The following is a 16,712-nucleotide window of genomic DNA, read 5'->3' as shown; positions in this document are numbered from 1 at the left end:
GACAGTCCCCTCAGCCTCGATGGGCCGTCTGCCCATTCGGGGTCAGTCCATCTCCTCAACCTCGGTTGAGGTCAAGAGGTGCCGGCGGACGGGCCGACGCCGGGCGATTCGACCAGCCGGGAGAGCACGATGGTGCTGCGGGTGGAGGTCACGAAGGACTCGGCCCGCAGCCGCTCCAGCGCGGCCTCCAGATGGGCGATGTCGGCGGCGCGCAGGTGCACGAGCGCGTCCGCCTCCCCGGAGACGGTGTACGCGCCGACCACCTCGGGGTGTCGGCGGGCGGCCACGCCGATCTGCGCGGGGGTGGTCCGGCCGGCGCAGAACAGCTCGACGAACGCCTCGGTGGTCCAGCCGACGGCGGCCGGGTCAACGACGGCGGTGAATCCCCTGATCACGCCGGTGGCGCGCAGTCGGTCGACGCGGCGCTTGACCGCTGGGGCGGAGAGTGACACCCGAGCGCCGATGTCGGCGTACGACGCGCGGGCGTCCGCGACGAGTAACGCAATGATCCGCTGGTCTACCGCGTCTATCTGCAACGTTCCGCCTCTGGGAAGCAACACTTGTGGCTGTTTTCAAAGTTCCACGGTACCTACTCTTGGTGACCGTGAACCAGCAGCGTTTCCCGCGAAAGCGGACATATCTCATGTGCTCGCCGGAGTACTTCGCGGTCGAGTACGCGATCAACCCGTGGATGGACGTCACCACCCCGGTCGACCGGGACCTGGCCGTCAAGCAGTGGGACCGGCTGCGCGAGACGCTGGTCGGCCTCGGCCACGAGGTGCACCTGCTCAGCCCCGAGCAGGGCCTGCCCGACATGGTCTACGCCGCCAACGGCGGCTTCATGGTGGACGGCAGCGTCTACGGCGCCCGGTTCAAGCACGAGCAGCGGGCCGCCGAGGCCGCCGCTCACCACGCCTTCTACGAGGCGCAGGGCTGGCGGTTCATCGCACCCAGCGAGACCAACGAGGGCGAGGGCGACTTCGCCTACGTGCCGGAGGCGCACGGCGGGCTCATCCTGGCCGGGCACGGCTTCCGCACCGAGATCCCGGCGCACGCGGAGGCGCAGGAGGCGTTGGGCCGCCCGGTGGTGTCGCTGCGCCTGATCGACCCCCGCTTCTACCACCTGGACGTGGCGCTCGCGGCCATCGACGACACGAACGTCGTCTACTTCCCGGGCGCGTTCTCCGCGGCCAGCCAGCGGGTGCTCACCCAGCTCTTCCCGGACGCGGTGATCGCCGACGACGAGGACGCCATGGCCTTCGGGCTCAACCTGGTCAGCGACGGCGCGAACGTGGTGCTCAACAGCGAGGCCACCCGCCTGGCCGGCAAGCTCAAGGCGGCCGGGTACACCCCGGTCCCCGTCGAGCTGGCCGAGCTGAAGAAGGGCGGCGGCAGCGTGAAGTGCTGCATCGCCGAGTTGCGGCACTGACAGGCGAACGTCTCGGGGCCGGTCTCCCAGTGGGAGACCGGCCCCGAATCGTGCTCCGGGTGGGCGTTCAGCCCAGCGTGGCCAGCTCGTTGATCAGCACGTTCGACATGACCTGACCGTCGCGCTGCACCTCGCGCAGGTACCACTTCTGCTGCGGGGTGCGCGGCTGGTTGAACTGCCAGATGCCGCGCGGGCTGTCGATCTGGCCGATCTTGCCCAGGGCCAGGTTGACCTGCTGCGGCGTGGGCTTTCCACCGGTCAGCTGGATGGCCTGGTCGAGCACCTGCGCCGCGTCGTACGACGCCATCGCGTAGGTGGTGGGGGTGACCTGGTACTTCTTGCGGTACGCCGAGGCGAAGACCCGGTTCGAGGTGTTGTTCAGGTCGGCCGAGTAGTTCAGCGCGGTCTGGATGCCCAGCGCGTTGTCCTTCAGGTTGTCCAGCACGGTGCCCTCGGTGAGGAAGCCGGGTGCGTAGATCGGCCCGGCGAACTTCTCGCGCAGCTGCTTGATGAACTCCACAGCGGCCGCCCCGGCGAAGAAGCAGAAGACCGCCGTGGGGTTCTTGGCCAGCGCCTTGGTGATGTCCGAGGAGTACGTCGTCTTGCCGGGGGTGGAGGTGGCGTTGGTGTAGGTCACCGCGTCGCGGATCCGGGAGTCGCTCGCGCCGAACTCCTGCCGGAAGCCGCGGACGACGTCCGGGCTGCCGACGTTCTCCGGCATGATGATCGCGATCCGGCCGTTCGCCGGCAGTTGCTCGCGCAGGTAGCGGCCCAGCGCCTTGCCGGCCTCGTCGAGCACGTACGAGGTCCGCCAGATGTAGAACACGCTCTGCAGGCTGCTCGGTGAGGCGTTGGAGCCGATCAGCGGGACCCGGGCCTGCTCCACGGTGTCCTTGATGCCGACCATCACCGCCGAGTTGACCACGCCGGTGAGCGCCAGCACGCCCTGCTTGAGTAGACCCTCGACGGCGGCCTTGCCCGTCTTCGCGGTGTCGCCCTCGTCGGCGGTCAGCAGTTCGACCGGGTGGCCGCCCAGCCGCTGGTCGTGCAGGTCGAGGAAGAGCTGGAAGCCATTGGTGATGTCGTCGCCGATGCTCTTGAAACCACCGGCCTGCGGCGTGATCAACCCGATCTTGATCGGGCTGCGGTCGGCCGTCGACTCGGCGTCACTGTCTGAGCCACACCCGGCGACGAACCCGGTGGTACCGAGCGCGGCCAACAGTTGGAGCGCCCGCCTGCGATTCATCTGCGACACCGAGTTCCTTCCAAGGAGCGTTACAGGGCCGAACACCGCCCCTCCGGCGTTCTACCTGGTCCGCGACGCTGCGTCAATGGCTAGTGATCATCGTGCAAGGACCGCAACACAGCAAGCACGTGAGGCCAGGCGACGGCCTCCGGGTCGATCAGCCCGAAATGCTCGCATCCAGGCAGTTCAACAAGGGAGATATCGGAACCGGCGGCACGCGCCTCCGCGACGAAATCCCGGCTCATCTCCACCGGAACCTGGAGATCGTCCGAGCCGTGCACAACCACTGTGCGTGTTCGTATCGGTACCAACATCCGTGGATCCGCCGTCGCGTACCGGTCCGGGACCTGCGCCGGGCCGCCGCCGAGCAGCGCGGCGACCGCGCCCGAGTCCAGATCTCGCCGGTACGCCTCGCTCAGATCGGCCACCGGCGCCAGCGCGAGCACCCCGCTCACCGTCGTCGGGGAGGTGGCCGCCGCGAAGAGAGCCAGGTGGCCGCCGGCGGAGTGCCCGACCAGGATCGGCGCGGCCCGGCTCACCCGGCCGGGCAGGGCCTCGGCAGCCAGCGCCGGCAGCTTGGCCACCCCGGCCAGTACGTCGGTCAGGGTGCCCGGCCAGCCCCCTCCGGGCTGCCCGGTGCGGCGGTACTCCAACTGCGCCACCGGGTAACCGGCAGCAGCGACGGCCGCAGCCAGCGGGCCGGTGTGCCGCCGGTCGTACTCGGCCCGCCAGAACCCACCGTGCAGCACGACGACCAGCGGTCGGGCCGGCCCGGTTCCCGGCGGGAGGCGCAGATCGGCCACCTGATCCGGGTCGTCCCCGTACGCCACCGTCTGGTCGGGCTCCGGTGCGGGCCGGGTCAAGACGGCGCGCGGGTCGACAGGCATGGCGCGACGGTAGCGCGCCCCGCCCGGGTGGTTCGGCCCCGGGAGTCGGTCCCGGCCGGCATGGCTCGCGCCCGCTGGGTAAAGATGGACCCCATGACCGAAGCGCGCTCCGCTGGACAGAACGACGAGCCCGGCCCCGACGACTCCGGCCACTCCGGCACCGTTGTGGTGGTCGGTCCGGACGGCCGGCCGATCGGCACGATGCAGACCGACGAGGGCCAGGGTGAGGACCCGACCCGCCTGGTCGAACAGCCGGCCAAGGTGATGCGGATCGGCAGCATGATCAAGCAGTTGCTGGAGGAGGTGAAGGCCGCACCTCTCGACGACGCCAGCCGCAGCCGGATGCGGGAGATCCACGAGCGGTCGATCGTCGAGCTCAAGGAGGGCCTCGCCCCCGAGCTGCGCGACGAGCTGGAGCGCATCTCGCTGCCCTTCGCGGAGGACAAGGCTCCGAGTGAGGGCGAGCTGCGGATCGCGCACGCCCAGCTCGTCGGCTGGCTGGAGGGCCTGTTCCACGGCATCCAGGCGGCCCTGGTGGCCCAGCAGATGGCCGCCCGGGTGCAGCTGGAGCAGATGCGCGGCGGCCGGCAGGCGCTGCCCAGCGGCCCCGGCGGGGTCGTCCCCGGGATGCCGGGCATCGGCCAGCCGGGCGGCGGCGAGGGTCACAACACCGGTCAGTACCTCTGACCTCAGTCCACCCCGAAGACCTTCTCCAGGTACGCCGCCACGCCGTCCTCGGTGTTCGCCGTCGTCACGTCGTCGGCGACCGCCAGGACGGCGCGGTGCGCGTTGGCGACCGCCACGCCACGACCGGCCCAGGTCAGCATCGGGACGTCGTTGGGCATGTCACCGAAGGCCAGCACGTCCGCCGCGGCCACCCCGAGCTGGTCGCAGTACCAGGCCAGCCCCGCCGCCTTGGTCACCCCGGCCGCGGAGATCTCCACCAGCCCGGAGGAGGACGAGTGCGTGGCCTCGGCCAACCCCGCCACCGCCGTGGCGATCAGCTCGGCGAAGGCATCCGGGTCCTGCTCGCCCGCTCGGGCGAGGAGCTTCACCGCCGGCGCCGAGAGCAACTCCTCCGGCGTCGCGATCGGCCGGATGCCGTTGGCGTCGGCGTCCCAGCGCAGCGGGTAGTGCGCCTCGTGCCGCATCTCCCGGCTGTCCAGGATCTCCACAGCGAAGCTGATCCCGGGCACCTCGGCCCGTAGCCTCCGGGCCACCTCGGCCAGGTGGTGCGGGGCGAGCGGGTCCGCCCGCACCACCTCGTCCTCGAACGGGTCGTAGACCACGGCGCCGTTGGCGCAGACCGCCGGCAGCGGTCGGGCGAGCTGGTCGTACACCATCTTGAGCCAGCGGACCGGACGGCCGGTGACCAGGACGACCGGCGTGCCTCGCGCGGAGATCCGCGCGAGCAGGTCGGCGGTGCGAGGGCTGACGGTGTGGTCGTCGCGGATCAGCGTGCCGTCGATGTCGGTGGCGATGAGGCGGGGCGTGTCTCCCATTACCGGGACAGTAGCCGGTCCAGGTACACCGCCACCCCGTCGTCGTCGTTGCGCAAGGTCACCTCGTCGGCGACGGCGCGCAGCGTGGGGTGCGCGTTGGCCACGGCCACCCGCGACCAGCCGGCCCACTCGAACATTGGCAGGTCGTTGGGCATGTCACCGAAGACCAGTACGTCGGCCGGGTCGACCCCGAGGGTCTGCGCCACCACTGTCAGCCCGGTCGCCTTGTCGACGCCGGGCGGGCAGATCTCGATGAAGCCGAGCCCGGCCTGGGTGAGCGTGGCGACCTGCGGCGGGACGATCCGGCGGGCCACGGCCAGCAACTCGTCCACGTGGTGGTCGGCGGTCCGGGCGAACGCCTTGATCACGTCGCAGGCGAGGCACTCGTCGCGCGTGCGCGCCTCGAAATGGTCCTGGTAGGGCCAGTTCTCGTGGTAGTCGCCCCACAGCGGGGCGTCGTGCTCGTCGGACGCCTCGACCATCACGGTCAGCGGGCCGACCTCCGCCTCAAGGTCGGCGAGGAGCCGGGCCAGCACCTCGGCGGGCAGCCGCTCGTCGCGGAGCACCACCGGGCCGGTCGGGTCGCTCTGATCGACCACCCGGCCACCGCCGGCCATCACCAGGAAGTCGGCGGCGCGGATGTCGTTGCGGGTCAACTCGGTCAACCGAGGGCCGCGTCCGGTCGCGCCGACCACCGGAATCCCGGCGGCGCGCACCCGGTCGAGCACCCCATGGGTGTACGCGGAGACGGTGTCATCGCTGCGGACCAGCGTCCCGTCGAGGTCGGTCGCGATCAACTTGGGCAGTCCCGGGCGGGTCATGGTTCCTCCTTCGCCCGCCGCCGTCGCACCTGCCACGGCCAAGGAAACCGAGGCCCGGGCGTGACGGCGGGCAGCAACCGTACCTCGCGGAACGGGTCGCATCCATGGCTTCCAGGCGAATCGGGCGCCAACCCCGGGCACCCACAAGATGTCCTCCACCGTCCGCGCGATCTTGCACTTTCAGTTGCCGTTTTGCGGGTTTATGCGCCCTGTGTCGGGACAGCAACTGCAAGATCGACGCGGTATGGGGTGGGGGTGGGGGTCAGGAGTGGGGGTCGGGGCGGGCGAAGGGGGCGGCTGGGGTGACCGTCAGGTCGGCTGGGGCCGGGAGGCCGTCCTCGACCGGGTGGTGGTCTCGGCGGCGGCGCCAGGGGCGCGCTGCCGGGGCGTCGGCGGGACGGTCGTCGTCTGCTGGCCCGGCGAACGCGCCAGCGGGTGCGGCGGGCGCCAGCCGCAGGGCGGCGGCGAACAGCACACAGGCGGCGAACGCCATCACCAGCCCGCGGCCGTACTCGACCTGGAAGCCATCCTGAGGTGAGTAGAAGAAGTTTCGCTGACCAGGGTTGTCGAAAGAGGCGGTGGCGGCCACCAGCAGCGCCAGCAGGGCACCGGCCACTGTGAGGCCGGCCAGCCGGGCGTTCGGCCGCACGGCCGCCGTGCCGCGCAACGCCAGCGCCACGGCGCAGACGAGGGCGAGGAGCCCAACCAGGTAGCCAACCCCGAAGCCACCGACCTCGGACACCCCGGCGGGCACCTCGATCGTCGCGTTCCCCTCGGGCCCGCCGTTCGGCAGGCTCATCACCAGCCACTCACCGACCAGCGAGGCGATCGCGGCCACCGCGCCCAGACCGGCCAGCAGCAGAGGCAGTCGCGGATCCCGCGCGAAGTCGGCCAGGGACCAACCGAAGCGGCGTCGCGGGGCCGGGTCGACGGCACCCCACTCGATCACGGCCGGGGACTCGGACCGGTCGCCCTGCCGCGGGATTGGAAGCTCCTCGGACATCGGCCACCCTTCCGCCGGTCACGGACCTGGGTCGCATCATGGCACAGCAAGCTGGTGGTGACAGGGATCGCAGGGCTGGCGAGCGCGCCGGTCTGTCGCTCGGCGGTCGCCTTTCCGCTAGCGTTTGCCTCATGCCTATCCGTACCGCTTCAGCACAATGGCAGGGCAATCTCACCGAGGGCGCGGGCACCATCCGCACCGGTAAGGGCGGCCTGTCCGGCAACTACTCCTTCAAGTCGCGCTTCGAGGAGGGTGAGGGCACCAACCCCGAGGAGCTGATCGCCGCAGCGCACGCCGGCTGCTTCTCGATGGCGTTCTCCAAGGGGCTTGCCGACGCGGGCTCCACGGCCACCTCGGTCGAGACCACCGCCAAGGTGCACCTGGACAAGACCGACGCTGGCATGACCGTGACCCGGATCGAGCTGGAGACCGTCGGCCAGGTCCCGGGGATCGACGAGGCCGAGTTCCAGAAGCTCGCCGAGGCCGCCAAGGCCAACTGCCCGATCTCCCGCCTGCTCTCGCCGGGTGCCGAGATCACCCTCAACGCCCGCCTGGCCGCCTGAGCGGGCAGACCCAGACCGTACGTCCACGGAAGGAGCCTCCGCCCGGTCCCGGGTGGTCGCTTCTTCCGTGCATGTGCGGGTGACGGCCCCGGTCGTCCAGCAGGACCGGGCCCCGTGCCCCCGCGTCGGGCACAATGGGCGAGGTGCCGGTGGAGATGAGCCGTGAGCGCTTCGAGGAGTTGGTCGGCGAAGCCCTCGACGAGGTGCCCGAAGAACTGCTCGGCCTGATGAACAACGTGGTGATCCTGGTCGAGGACGACCCGCCACCGGGCGAGGTCGACCTGCTCGGCCTCTACGAGGGGCATGCGCTCACCGAGCGCGGTTGGGACTACTCCGGCGTACTGCCCGACCGGATCTTCATCTATCGCCGTCCGATCCTGCGGATCTGCGACAACGACGAGGACGTCATCGACGAGGTGGCGGTGACAGTGGTGCACGAGATCGCCCACCACTTCGGCATCGACGACGCGCGGTTGCACGCGCTCGGCTGGGGCTGAACCCCGCCGCTCGACGCCCGCCCGTGCCACACGAACGCGCCGCGCCGCGCCGCCCGGTCGATGGCCGGTGCTTGCCGAGGTCGCCTACCGTCGGTGCAGCGAACGCGACCCTATTCAGGAGGCCCTTTCATGCGCAGCGAGCTGTTCTCCGCGGAGAATCTGGAGAAGGAGTCCGCGCAGCCCGGCATGCGGTTGCAGAACTCCAAGATGTTGAAGATCGAGCTCAACGGCGAGGCGATGGCCCGGGTCGGGTCGATGGTCGCCTACCAGGGGAACGTGCAGTTCCAGGCACTGGGCTCAGGCGGGCTCGGCAAGTTCCTCAAGCAGAAGCTCACCGGCGAGGGCGTCCCGCTGATGAAGGTCTCCGGCCAGGGTGACGTCTTCCTCGCCGAGCTGGCCAAGGACGTGCACATCATCGACCTGGAGCCGGGCGACGCCCTCTCCATCAACGGCAGCAGCGTGCTCGCCTTCGACTCCACCCTCCAGTACGACATCAGGATGGTCGGCGGCGCCGGGATGGCGTCCTCGTCCGGTCTCTTCAACTGTGTGTTCAGCGGCTACGGGCGGATCGCCATCACCACCAAGGGCACCCCGGTCGTGCTGAACGTGGACGCCCCGACGTACGTCGACCCGCAGGCCGCGGTCTGCTGGTCGGCGAACCTCCAGACCGGCTACCACCGGGCCGAGCAGCTCGGCCTCGGCACACTGCTCGGCCGTCGCACCGGCGAGTCGTTCACGATGAGCTTCGCCGGTCAGGGCTTCGTGGTGGTGCAGCCGTCCGAGGAACCGCCGGTCCTGGGCAGCGGCCAGCAGCAGCAGGAGGGCGGTCTGCTCGGCGGTCTGCTGAGCTGATCGGCAGTGGCGCGGGGCGCTCCGATCTTCGGGGGCGCCCCCGCCCCGCTCAGGTCAACTCACCGGTACGCAGGCGGGCCAGCCAGGCCGCCGCGTCGGCGTAGTCGACGTCGGAGAGGCCCGCCGGCGCGGGCACCGGGCGTTCGCCCGCCTCGGCCCACCGGTGCCGGGGATAGGAGCCCAGGAAGCGGACGTCGGCACAGACCCTCCGGAGCCCCTGCAACGCCTCGCCCAGGCGTACGTCGGCCACGTGACCGGTGCAGTCCAGGAAGAAGACGTACCGGCCCAGCGCCTCGCCGGTCGGACGGGACTCGATCCGGGTCAGGTTGACCCCCCGGACGGCCAACTCCATCAGCACGGACAGCAGCGCGCCGACCCGGTCGTGGGCGATGTAGACGGCGAGCGAGGTGAGGTCGTCACCGGTCGGCGGCGGTGGCGGCCCGGGGCGGGACACCAGCGCGAACCGGGTCACCGCGTCAGGGTGATCGGCGATCTTGTCGGCAAGTGTGGTGAGTCGGTGCCGTGCGGCTCCGATCGGAGCGCAGATCGCCGCGTCGTACTCACCCGCGCCGGCACCGGCGGCGGCCGCGCCGTTGGAGAGCACGTCGACCACCACGGCGTCGGGCAGGTGGTCGCGCAGCCAGCCCCGGCACTGGGTGGACGCCTGTGGATGGGCCGCCACGGTGCGGATCGACGTCAGCGAGGTGCCGGGCCGCGCGGCGAGCACGAACTCCACCGACAGGATCACCTCCCGGGTGATCACCAACGGCTCGCCCTCGGCCATCTCGTCCAGCGTGACGCCCACCGCGCCGCCAATCGAGTTCTCCAGTGGCACCAGCGCGGCGTCGGCGTCGCCGGCGCGGACGCTGTCCAGCGCCTCTCCGACGCTGCGGGCGGGCGTACGGGTGCCGCGCTCGGCGGCGGGTACGGAGCGCAGTGCCTGCTCGGCGAAGGTGCCCTCCGGCCCGAGGAAGACGAAACGTGTCGGCGGTGTTCCCGGCATGCCGATCAGCCTACGCACCCGGCCCGATGGCCGGGCCGGCGTCGCAGGCGAGGGTGCGGATCCCGGCCGGGCTGGTGGCGCGTACTTCGATGGTGCAGACGTCCGTGCCGGCGGTGACCAGCACCGGGGCGGTGGGTTTGCCCCGGGTGACCACCTGGAGTTCCTCGTGCCCGGTCACCGCCAGCACCGTGAACTGCCAATCAGCGGCACAGAGTGGCCCGGTGCGGACCTGGACCCGGACGTTCGCCGGTAGCACTCCGGCCTGGCCACGCAACAGTTGCAGCACCCGCTGGCCGGTCGGCCCGTTGCGGCAGGCCGTCGCGACCAACCCGGCGTCCGGGGTGGGCGTGACCGTGCCGGGAGAGGGCGCGGTGGCCGGCGGGGTCGTCGGCGTGGTGCTCGGGCCGGGCGTCGTCGGGGTCGCGCTGTGGGTGGGTACGCCGTTTGGCTCCCCCAGCCCGGGTGGGGCGCCACAGCCGGCCAGCGCCGTGACGACGAGCGCCATCGGCAGGACTCGGGAGATGGTCCGCGTGGGAAGACGGTCGGCTGCCCGGCCGGGAGCCGCAGGTGGGGTGTGGATCGCCCGCGGTGCGAGGGGCGCGGGGCGGGGTGGGGTGAACGGCACGGGCCGATCCTCGGGACATCGGAGAATTCGTCGCGGCCGGGGGTGGCCGAGCCCATCGTAGGGTGAGCGGCCGGTCGGGTGAAGGTCAGCCGGTGACGCGATGCCCGGCGCGCTGGAGCGCGGCGGTGCCCTCGGCGAGCCGGACGGTCGGCACCAGCAGGTAGTCGGTGTCGAACGTGGAGAAGGTGACGGCGCTGACCCGGGCCTCGGCGAGCGGGTCGACGAGCGCGGCCAGGCTGCCGGTGGCGGCCAGCGCCACCGGGGCGGTGACCCGGAGGCAGCGCCAGGTCGTTTCCAGCACGGCCTGCGCAGGTGCCCGGTCGGCCGGGCAGATCACGGAGATCCCGTCGGAGGTCCAGCTCACCGTCACCACGTCCGCGCCGCGCAGCCCACTCGACAGCGCGTACGGCACTGTGGTGCCGGCCGGCAACCGGCACACAGCGTATTCCCCCGGCAGCAGAGCGATATCGAGCATGAGGGCACCCTACGGCCTTCGTGTGGGCCCACCCCGGCAACGCCGCCTGCGGCGAAGGACACACTCCGCCGCAGGTCAGACCTCGGAGAAGAAGGTGAGTGAGCCGGCGACGGTGCCGTCGGTGAGGACCGGGGTGGAGATCGCGTCGACTGTCGCGTCGGAGCTGTTCGCCGTGGCGGCCTGCACCCGGAGTAGTCCACGGGCGAGGCGGCCGGAGGAGAGCGCCAACAGGGGCGGGATCTTGTCGATCTCGGCTTCGGTCAGCTCGCCCCGGTTGGCGGTGAAGTCGAGCAGGCGGAGCCCGCCGTCGAGCAGCGGTCGCCCGATCAGCCTGTCCGGCTCACCGAGACAGAGCAGTTCGCAGCCGGCCGTGGAGATCGCCACCACCCGGGTGTCGGCGTCGATCAGCAGACACGGCTCGTCGGCCCGGGAGACTGTCGACGACCATTGGCCGACGTTGTCGGACTCCGGCTCTGTCGAGGCCCGCGCCGCCGGCACGAACGCTTCCGAGAGCGAAAGTTCGACGTGGGCCACCGCGCCTCCTATGTGCACCGATCGACTGTCCACGCTAGCGGGTCGCCGACGGAATCACCGAGCGCACCGGGTCACCGGGGCGCGCAGCGTGAGCCGAGGCGACCGGTGACGGCGCGGAGACCGGTGAGGTGTACGGGGGGACCGGAGCCGCGTGGCGTCGCCGGTGACGTTACCGGCGGTGGGCCGGCTTGTCAGCGGCCGTTCGGCCCTCGTCGTACCACCGGTAGTCGGCTGTTGGACGGTACGTGCCGTTCAGCCAGGTCCCGGGGTGCTGTGCGACCCGGGAAAGCTTCTCGGCGGTCGCGGGGCTGATCCGGCTGCCACCGGCCACGAGCAGCCGGTCGAGTTCCCGGTGGGTGGCCATCAGACAGTCCTTCGGAAGGCCGTAGACGCTGATCACGCCGGAGCCGACGAAGGTCAGCACCGGCGTCACCGGAACCGGTAGCCCCACCGCCTCGGAAAGGGCCTTGCTGGCCCGCTTGGCGTCCCGGCGGGACTCGGCCACGTACGGGGGCCGCTTGCCGTTGATCTGCACCACGTCGCCGGCGACGAGCACCCTGGCCCGGCCGTGGTCCGCGATGGTCACGGCGAAGAGGCCGCTCGGCCCGATGGCGAGGAACCCGGCCCGGTCGTCCTGACCGCGGTCGAGGACGTCTGTCACGTCGGTGCGCGGCCACTCGATGACGTGCCAGGCGGGCCCGAGATGGTCGAGTTGGCCCAACGCCCGTGCCCCGGCCGCCTCCAGGCGGCGTGCACCCCGCTCGGCCCGACGGCGGCGGGCCCATTCGAGTGGTGTCGGACGGGCCGGTTCGAGAACCCCCGGCGCCTCGACGCGGGGGTGAGGCACCGCGACGGGCGGCAGTGCCCGAGCGGACGGTACGGCTCGTCGTGCGGGAAAGACAGTCATCGCGACCTCCGGCAAAAGGTCCCTCGAAGTTATGTCCTCACTACCCTACGTTGCCAGTACCGGTGTTCGGCAAGCCGGAGCGCCGGAGTGACTGTGGATGAATGCCATATTCATCCACAGTTCTTTTCTCGGATGCCGCTAAACACTGCCCTACGCTGCGGGAGTGACCCACTACGTCGACAGCGAAGTCGGGCGGCTCGGCACCGTACTGCTGCACCGACCCGGCCCCGAACTGGCCCGGCTCACCCCCCGCAACAACGACTCGCTCCTGTTCGACGCGATCCCCTGGGTGGGACGCGCCCAGGAGGAGCACGACGCGTTCGCCGCCGCCCTGCGCGAGCGCGGCGTCGAGGTGCTCTACCTGGCCACCCTGCTGGCCGAGACGCTTGCCGTCGCGGACGCCCGGGCCGAACTCACCGAGCAGGTGCTGCGCTCCCGACGGCTCGGTGACACCCTGCGGGCCCGCGTGGCGGACCACCTCTCCTACCTGGACCCGGCCGCCCTGGCCGACGTGCTCACCGCCGGGCTGGCCCACGAGGAGTTGCGGATCAGCTCGGAGCGCCCGGGCGGCTTGGTCTACACGCTGATGGACCGCCACGACTTCGTCATCGACCCGTTGCCCAACCTGCTGTTCACCCGCGACTCGTCGCTGTGGATCGGCGACCGGGTCGGTGTCACCAGCCTGGCCATGCCGGCCCGCCGCCGCGAGACCACCCTGACCGACGCCATCTACCGCCACCACCCCCGGTTCGCCGGCACCGAGTTCGTCTACCGCCCCACCCTCGAGCACCTGGAGGGCGGGGACGTGCTGCTGCTCGCACCCGGGGTGCTGGCGGTCGGGGTGGGCGAGCGGACGACCCCGGCCGGCGCCGAACGCCTCGGCCGGCAGGTCTTCGCCGCCGGCCTGGCCCACACCATCCTGGTGGTGCCGATCGCCCAGAAGCGCGCCACCATGCACCTGGACACCGTGTGCACGATGGTCGACGTGGACGCCGTGCTGATGTATCCCAACATCGCGAGCGCGCTCTCCGCGTACACGGTGATCGCCGGCGCTGACGGCGAGGACCCGCGGGTGGACGGGCCGGCACCGTTCCTGCGGGCCGCCGCCGACGCGATGGACCTCGACCTGCTCCGGGTCATCGACACCGGGCTGGACCCGGTCACCGCGGAACGCGAGCAGTGGGACGACGGCAACAACACCCTCGCCCTGGCCCCCCGGCTCTGCGTCGGGTACGAGCGCAACACCGAGACCAACGCCCAACTGGAGCGGGCCGGCATCGAGGTGATCCCGATCGCCGGCTCCGAGTTGGGCTCCGGTCGGGGCGGACCGCGCTGCATGTCCTGCCCGATCACCCGCGACCCGCTGCCCGTCGCCGGCTGAAACGCGCGACGACCGGCCCGTCACCCGGCCGAGCGGGACGACAGCGTCCGGGTCAGCGCAGGGTGAGCTGGCGGCCGAGCAGACCCTGACGGGCCCGGCGGCCGGCGGCGTCGAGTGGGTCGGTGACGGTGAGCGCCTCCGCGTACCGCTTGGCGAACTGCGCCACCGGCTCCTCCCACTCGGCCGCCGGGGTGTCCTCCGGCAGGTCCCAGACCGGCACGAGTCGGCCGTGCGCGCGGAACATGCCGGCGAACTTGGTCTGCTCGCCGAGCGTCAGCGTGCCGGCCGCGCCGAGGCGGGCCAGGGCGTCCAGGGCGGCGTCCTCGTCATCCGGCAGGACCCAACGCACGTGGGCCTTCTCCGGGACCTGACACCAGTACGCGGCCTTCGCCGCGGTCAGCCGCACCGTCGGGTAGATGGCCGCGTTCGCCCGCTCCAGCGACGCCTGGACGGTCGGATCGTCGGCGGCCCCTGGGTCGAGCCAGAAGTCGAAACCGTCGTGCATGGTGATGTCCAGCGGACCGTCCACGAGGATGTCCTGCAGCCGGGGCCCGGGGCCGGGCAGTGGCGCCACGGAAACCTGACCACCCGGCTCGGCGCGCAGCGCGCTGAGCAACGCGTCGGCCAGGTCCCGGGAGACGTCGCCGGACTGCTGGTGGCGCTGGAGACCGATGAGCACCCGACCGTCCGGCTTGGTGATCGCCGGGGCGGCCATCGGCAGCACCGTGGCGAGCGTCGCCGCCCGGTCACCGAACTCCTCGACCAGGGCGGGCGCCAGCCGCAGCGGGGCGGAGGCGGCGGGCACCAACTCGCGCAGCGCGATCCACTCGGACTCGTCGACCAGCCCGTCGAACGGACGCGGCACGAAGACGTCCCGCACCTTGTCGCGACGGGGGGTGGTCTCGGCGGCGGTGCGCTGGCTCTTTCGACGCTTGCTCACGGCGTCACAGCCTAGAGCCCCGAGCGGCACGCCGTGGTCGGGACCCGCCCGAGCCGTCCTCAGCCGGCCGGCACCAGGTCGGGTCGGGGTGCCGGCGCCCCGTCGAACTCCGCCCAGACGCGCTGGCCCATGCCGTCCTGCTCGACGCCCCACCGGGTGGCCAGGCCGGCCACGATGTGCAGGCCACGCCCGTCCGCGGCGTCCGGGCTGGCCGTCCGGAGTCGTGGCCCGGTGCTCGCGCCGCCGCCGTCGGTGACCCGAAGCTGGATCTGTGCGCCGTCGGCCGAGGGCCGCAGCCGCCAGGCGACCCGGATCACGCCGCCGGGCAGCGGCCGGGCGTGCCGCACCGCGTTGCCCACCAGCTCCGCGAGCACCGCGATCAGGTCCGCGAGGAGCGTCGGGGGTACGACGTCCGTCAGCTCGGCGGCGAGCCGGTGTCGGGCCAGCCGTGCCCCGCCCGGGTGGTGGGGAACCACCACGCACCAGGCTCGATCCCTCGCTGCCGCTGCCGCTGCCACCGTCGCCTCCACGTCGCGCCACCCCTGTCAACCGCGTGGTAGCCGCACCTCTGCGACCGTACCGCCGCCGGTCCTCGGACGTAGGGATACCCATCCATTCTGCTGTTCAACGATCCGGCGGACGAGATAGAGGCCGAGCCCGGCCCCCGGGTAGCCGCGACGGTCGCCGGACTCGCCCTGCCAGAACCTGTCGAATGCCCGTTCCACGTGCTCGGGTCGGATGCCGATGCCCTGGTCGCTGACCCGGAACGCCACCAGTTGGCCGTCGCCGCAGGCGGTGATCTCGATGGGCGAATCCGGTGCCGAGTACTTACCGGCGTTTGTCGTCAACTCGGTCAGCACGGTGGCCAGGCTGGGCCGGTGGCCGAGCGCCTTGGGTAGATCGCCCGGGAGGCGGAGCACCAGCCGGCGGCGCAGCTCCGCCGGCAGGTCCACGACGGCGGAGCGCAGCGCCTCACCGAGGTCGAACGGGGTGGGCGGGTCGTCGCCCGGCCCCACCTCGGCCGCCGAGCTGAGCAGGCGGTCGACCAGCCGGGCCAGTTCGTTGGCGCGTTGCCCGATCACCCGGGCCGCCTGCCGTCGGTCGACGTCGGTCAGCGACTCCCAGTGGTCGGTGAGGGTGTCCGCGTACCCCTTGATGACGGTGACCGGGGTGCGCAGCTCGTGGCTGGTCACCGCGACGAACAGTTCCCTGTCGTGGTCGCGGCGCTGCTGGTCGGTGATGTCGCGGAAGGTGACCACCCGCAACGTGCCCGGGCCGGGCAGATCGCCGGAGGTGATCCGCAGCCAGCGGCCGTCCGGCATCCGATGGTCCCGGACCTGCCCGGAAGGTGGCAGCGGGAACGGCAACGGGCGGCTCAGCGCCTGCTCGACCGTCCGGCCGGTGACCTGGGCGGCGGCCGGGTTCCAGAGCCGGACGTGCCCGTCCCGGTCGACGACGGCCAGCCCGTCGGCGAGGGCCGCCACCACCGGGCCGTCGCCGTGCACCGGCAGGCCACTCTGGTCGCCGTACATGTGCCCGACGCAGGACGCGAGGTAGGCGACCACCCCCTGCTGCTCGGCGCCCGGCTCGTCGTCGCCCGGATAGAGCGCGTGCAGGCTGCCGACCGTGTGACCGCCGATCTCGGCCCGGGAGACCACCATCCGGCGCAGCCCGCTGCCGGCCAGTTCACCGGCCAGCTTGCCGTTGAGGTCACCCACCCGCACCTGACGCACCCGTGGCCCGGAGAGCAGGCAGACGGTGTCCGGGTCGTCGACCGCCAGCGGTCGGCCGAGGGCCCACTCCGCGACGCCGGTCGCGGCGATCACGCGACCACCTGTCGGACCGAACTCGACGAACGCCATTCCGGTCGCGCCGAGCGCCGGCTGGGTCACCCGGAGCAGTTGGGTGAGGACCGGCAGGCCCGCGTCCCCCGAGTTGATCATCTCGATCACTACGGTGTGGCCGGCGAGGAGAGCGGGGAAGTCGATTCGCTCCGGCATGTGCCGAGTCTGCCCCGCCGACAGGGTTTTGGCACCCCCGCCCGACG

The 16,712-nt window shown here is 71.8% G+C and carries 20 protein-coding genes; 6 read left to right on the top strand and 14 right to left on the bottom strand.

Features of this window, described 5'->3' with window-relative positions:
• Positions 1–71 precede the first annotated feature (71 nt).
• The gene (locus IW249_RS08910) at positions 72–536 is read right to left on the bottom strand and encodes an Lrp/AsnC family transcriptional regulator (RefSeq protein WP_030331732.1); all 465 of its coding nucleotides are present in this window, start codon (positions 534–536) and stop codon (positions 72–74) included.
• 59 nt (positions 537–595) lie between these two features.
• Here IW249_RS08910 and ddaH point away from each other — a divergent pair, with 59 nt between their 5' ends.
• Positions 596–1,429 (top strand): dimethylargininase, encoded by an 834-nt coding sequence (gene ddaH / locus IW249_RS08905; protein ID WP_196920302.1) that lies wholly within the window; start codon positions 596–598, stop codon positions 1,427–1,429.
• A gap of 67 nt (positions 1,430–1,496) precedes the next feature.
• Here the strand turns inward: ddaH and IW249_RS08900 are convergent, their stop codons facing one another.
• Together IW249_RS08900 and IW249_RS08895 are read right to left on the bottom strand one after the other, a co-directional pair.
• A complete protein-coding gene (locus IW249_RS08900; protein WP_196920301.1) occupies positions 1,497–2,684 on the bottom strand; it encodes an ABC transporter substrate-binding protein in 1,188 nt (395 codons plus the stop codon).
• Between the two features lie 80 nt (positions 2,685–2,764).
• On the bottom strand, positions 2,765–3,562 hold the full coding sequence (locus IW249_RS08895) for an alpha/beta hydrolase family protein (RefSeq protein ID WP_196920300.1): 798 nt from the start codon (positions 3,560–3,562) through the stop codon (positions 2,765–2,767).
• Positions 3,563–3,646: 84 nt separating this feature from the next.
• Between IW249_RS08895 and IW249_RS08890 the strand changes: the two genes are divergently transcribed.
• Entirely contained in the window at positions 3,647–4,249 is a 603-nt protein-coding gene (locus IW249_RS08890; RefSeq protein ID WP_196920299.1) for a bacterial proteasome activator family protein, read from the top strand.
• Between the two features lie 2 nt (positions 4,250–4,251).
• On the opposite strand, the gene IW249_RS08885 is transcribed toward IW249_RS08890, so the two are convergent.
• The 3 genes from IW249_RS08885 to IW249_RS08875 all read right to left on the bottom strand — a co-directional run bounded on the left by IW249_RS08885 (position 4,252) and on the right by IW249_RS08875 (position 6,888).
• The gene (locus tag IW249_RS08885) at positions 4,252–5,064 is read right to left on the bottom strand and encodes an HAD family hydrolase (RefSeq protein WP_196920298.1); all 813 of its coding nucleotides are present in this window, start codon (positions 5,062–5,064) and stop codon (positions 4,252–4,254) included.
• Positions 5,064–5,885, bottom strand: a complete 822-nt coding sequence (locus IW249_RS08880; protein ID WP_196920297.1) for an HAD family hydrolase — start codon at positions 5,883–5,885, stop codon at positions 5,064–5,066. The genes IW249_RS08885 and IW249_RS08880 overlap by 1 nt, the downstream gene beginning before the upstream one ends.
• Positions 5,886–6,147: 262 nt before the next feature.
• Positions 6,148–6,888 (bottom strand): hypothetical protein, encoded by a 741-nt coding sequence (locus IW249_RS08875; protein ID WP_196920296.1) that lies wholly within the window; start codon positions 6,886–6,888, stop codon positions 6,148–6,150.
• Positions 6,889–7,019: 131 nt separating this feature from the next.
• Here IW249_RS08875 and IW249_RS08870 point away from each other — a divergent pair, with 131 nt between their 5' ends.
• The 3 genes from IW249_RS08870 to IW249_RS08860 all read left to right on the top strand — a co-directional run bounded on the left by IW249_RS08870 (position 7,020) and on the right by IW249_RS08860 (position 8,800).
• Complete coding sequence (locus IW249_RS08870) at positions 7,020–7,451, top strand: OsmC family protein (RefSeq protein WP_196920295.1); 432 nt, start codon at positions 7,020–7,022, stop codon at positions 7,449–7,451.
• 149 nt (positions 7,452–7,600) lie between these two features.
• Positions 7,601–7,948, top strand: a complete 348-nt coding sequence (locus IW249_RS08865) for a metallopeptidase family protein (RefSeq protein WP_196924705.1) — start codon at positions 7,601–7,603, stop codon at positions 7,946–7,948.
• Positions 7,949–8,077: 129 nt separating this feature from the next.
• Positions 8,078–8,800, top strand: coding sequence for an AIM24 family protein (locus tag IW249_RS08860; protein WP_196920294.1), 723 nt, complete (start codon positions 8,078–8,080; stop codon positions 8,798–8,800).
• Positions 8,801–8,849: 49 nt separating this feature from the next.
• Here the strand turns inward: IW249_RS08860 and pheA are convergent, their stop codons facing one another.
• The 5 genes from pheA to IW249_RS08835 form a co-directional block, all read right to left on the bottom strand.
• Positions 8,850–9,803, bottom strand: coding sequence for a prephenate dehydratase (gene pheA, locus IW249_RS08855; RefSeq protein WP_196920293.1), 954 nt, complete (start codon positions 9,801–9,803; stop codon positions 8,850–8,852).
• 10 nt (positions 9,804–9,813) lie between these two features.
• Complete coding sequence (locus tag IW249_RS08850) at positions 9,814–10,308, bottom strand: hypothetical protein (RefSeq protein ID WP_196920292.1); 495 nt, start codon at positions 10,306–10,308, stop codon at positions 9,814–9,816.
• A gap of 205 nt (positions 10,309–10,513) precedes the next feature.
• A complete protein-coding gene (locus IW249_RS08845; RefSeq protein ID WP_196920291.1) occupies positions 10,514–10,903 on the bottom strand; it encodes an ACT domain-containing protein in 390 nt (129 codons plus the stop codon).
• A 75-nt stretch (positions 10,904–10,978) separates the two neighbouring features.
• Positions 10,979–11,437: a hypothetical protein gene (locus IW249_RS08840; RefSeq protein ID WP_196920290.1), complete on the bottom strand. Its 459-nt coding sequence runs from the start codon at positions 11,435–11,437 to the stop codon at positions 10,979–10,981.
• 169 nt (positions 11,438–11,606) lie between these two features.
• A complete protein-coding gene (locus tag IW249_RS08835; protein WP_196920289.1) occupies positions 11,607–12,344 on the bottom strand; it encodes a hypothetical protein in 738 nt (245 codons plus the stop codon).
• 163 nt (positions 12,345–12,507) lie between these two features.
• On the opposite strand from IW249_RS08835, the gene IW249_RS08830 reads away from it, so the two are divergent.
• Complete coding sequence (locus tag IW249_RS08830) at positions 12,508–13,725, top strand: arginine deiminase (protein ID WP_196920288.1); 1,218 nt, start codon at positions 12,508–12,510, stop codon at positions 13,723–13,725.
• A 52-nt stretch (positions 13,726–13,777) separates the two neighbouring features.
• On the opposite strand, the gene IW249_RS08825 is transcribed toward IW249_RS08830, so the two are convergent.
• The 3 genes from IW249_RS08825 to IW249_RS08815 form a co-directional block, all read right to left on the bottom strand.
• Positions 13,778–14,665: a DUF5926 family protein gene (locus IW249_RS08825; protein ID WP_196920287.1), complete on the bottom strand. Its 888-nt coding sequence runs from the start codon at positions 14,663–14,665 to the stop codon at positions 13,778–13,780.
• Between the two features lie 59 nt (positions 14,666–14,724).
• On the bottom strand, positions 14,725–15,144 hold the full coding sequence (locus IW249_RS08820; RefSeq protein WP_196920286.1) for an ATP-binding protein: 420 nt from the start codon (positions 15,142–15,144) through the stop codon (positions 14,725–14,727).
• Between the two features lie 66 nt (positions 15,145–15,210).
• A complete protein-coding gene (locus IW249_RS08815; RefSeq protein WP_196920285.1) occupies positions 15,211–16,665 on the bottom strand; it encodes a PAS domain-containing sensor histidine kinase in 1,455 nt (484 codons plus the stop codon).
• Positions 16,666–16,712 lie beyond the last annotated feature (47 nt).

The sequence above is a fragment of the Micromonospora vinacea genome, assembly GCF_015751785.1.
GTDB lineage: Bacteria > Actinomycetota > Actinomycetes > Mycobacteriales > Micromonosporaceae > Micromonospora > Micromonospora vinacea.
This window is presented reverse-complemented; position numbering and strand designations above follow the sequence as displayed.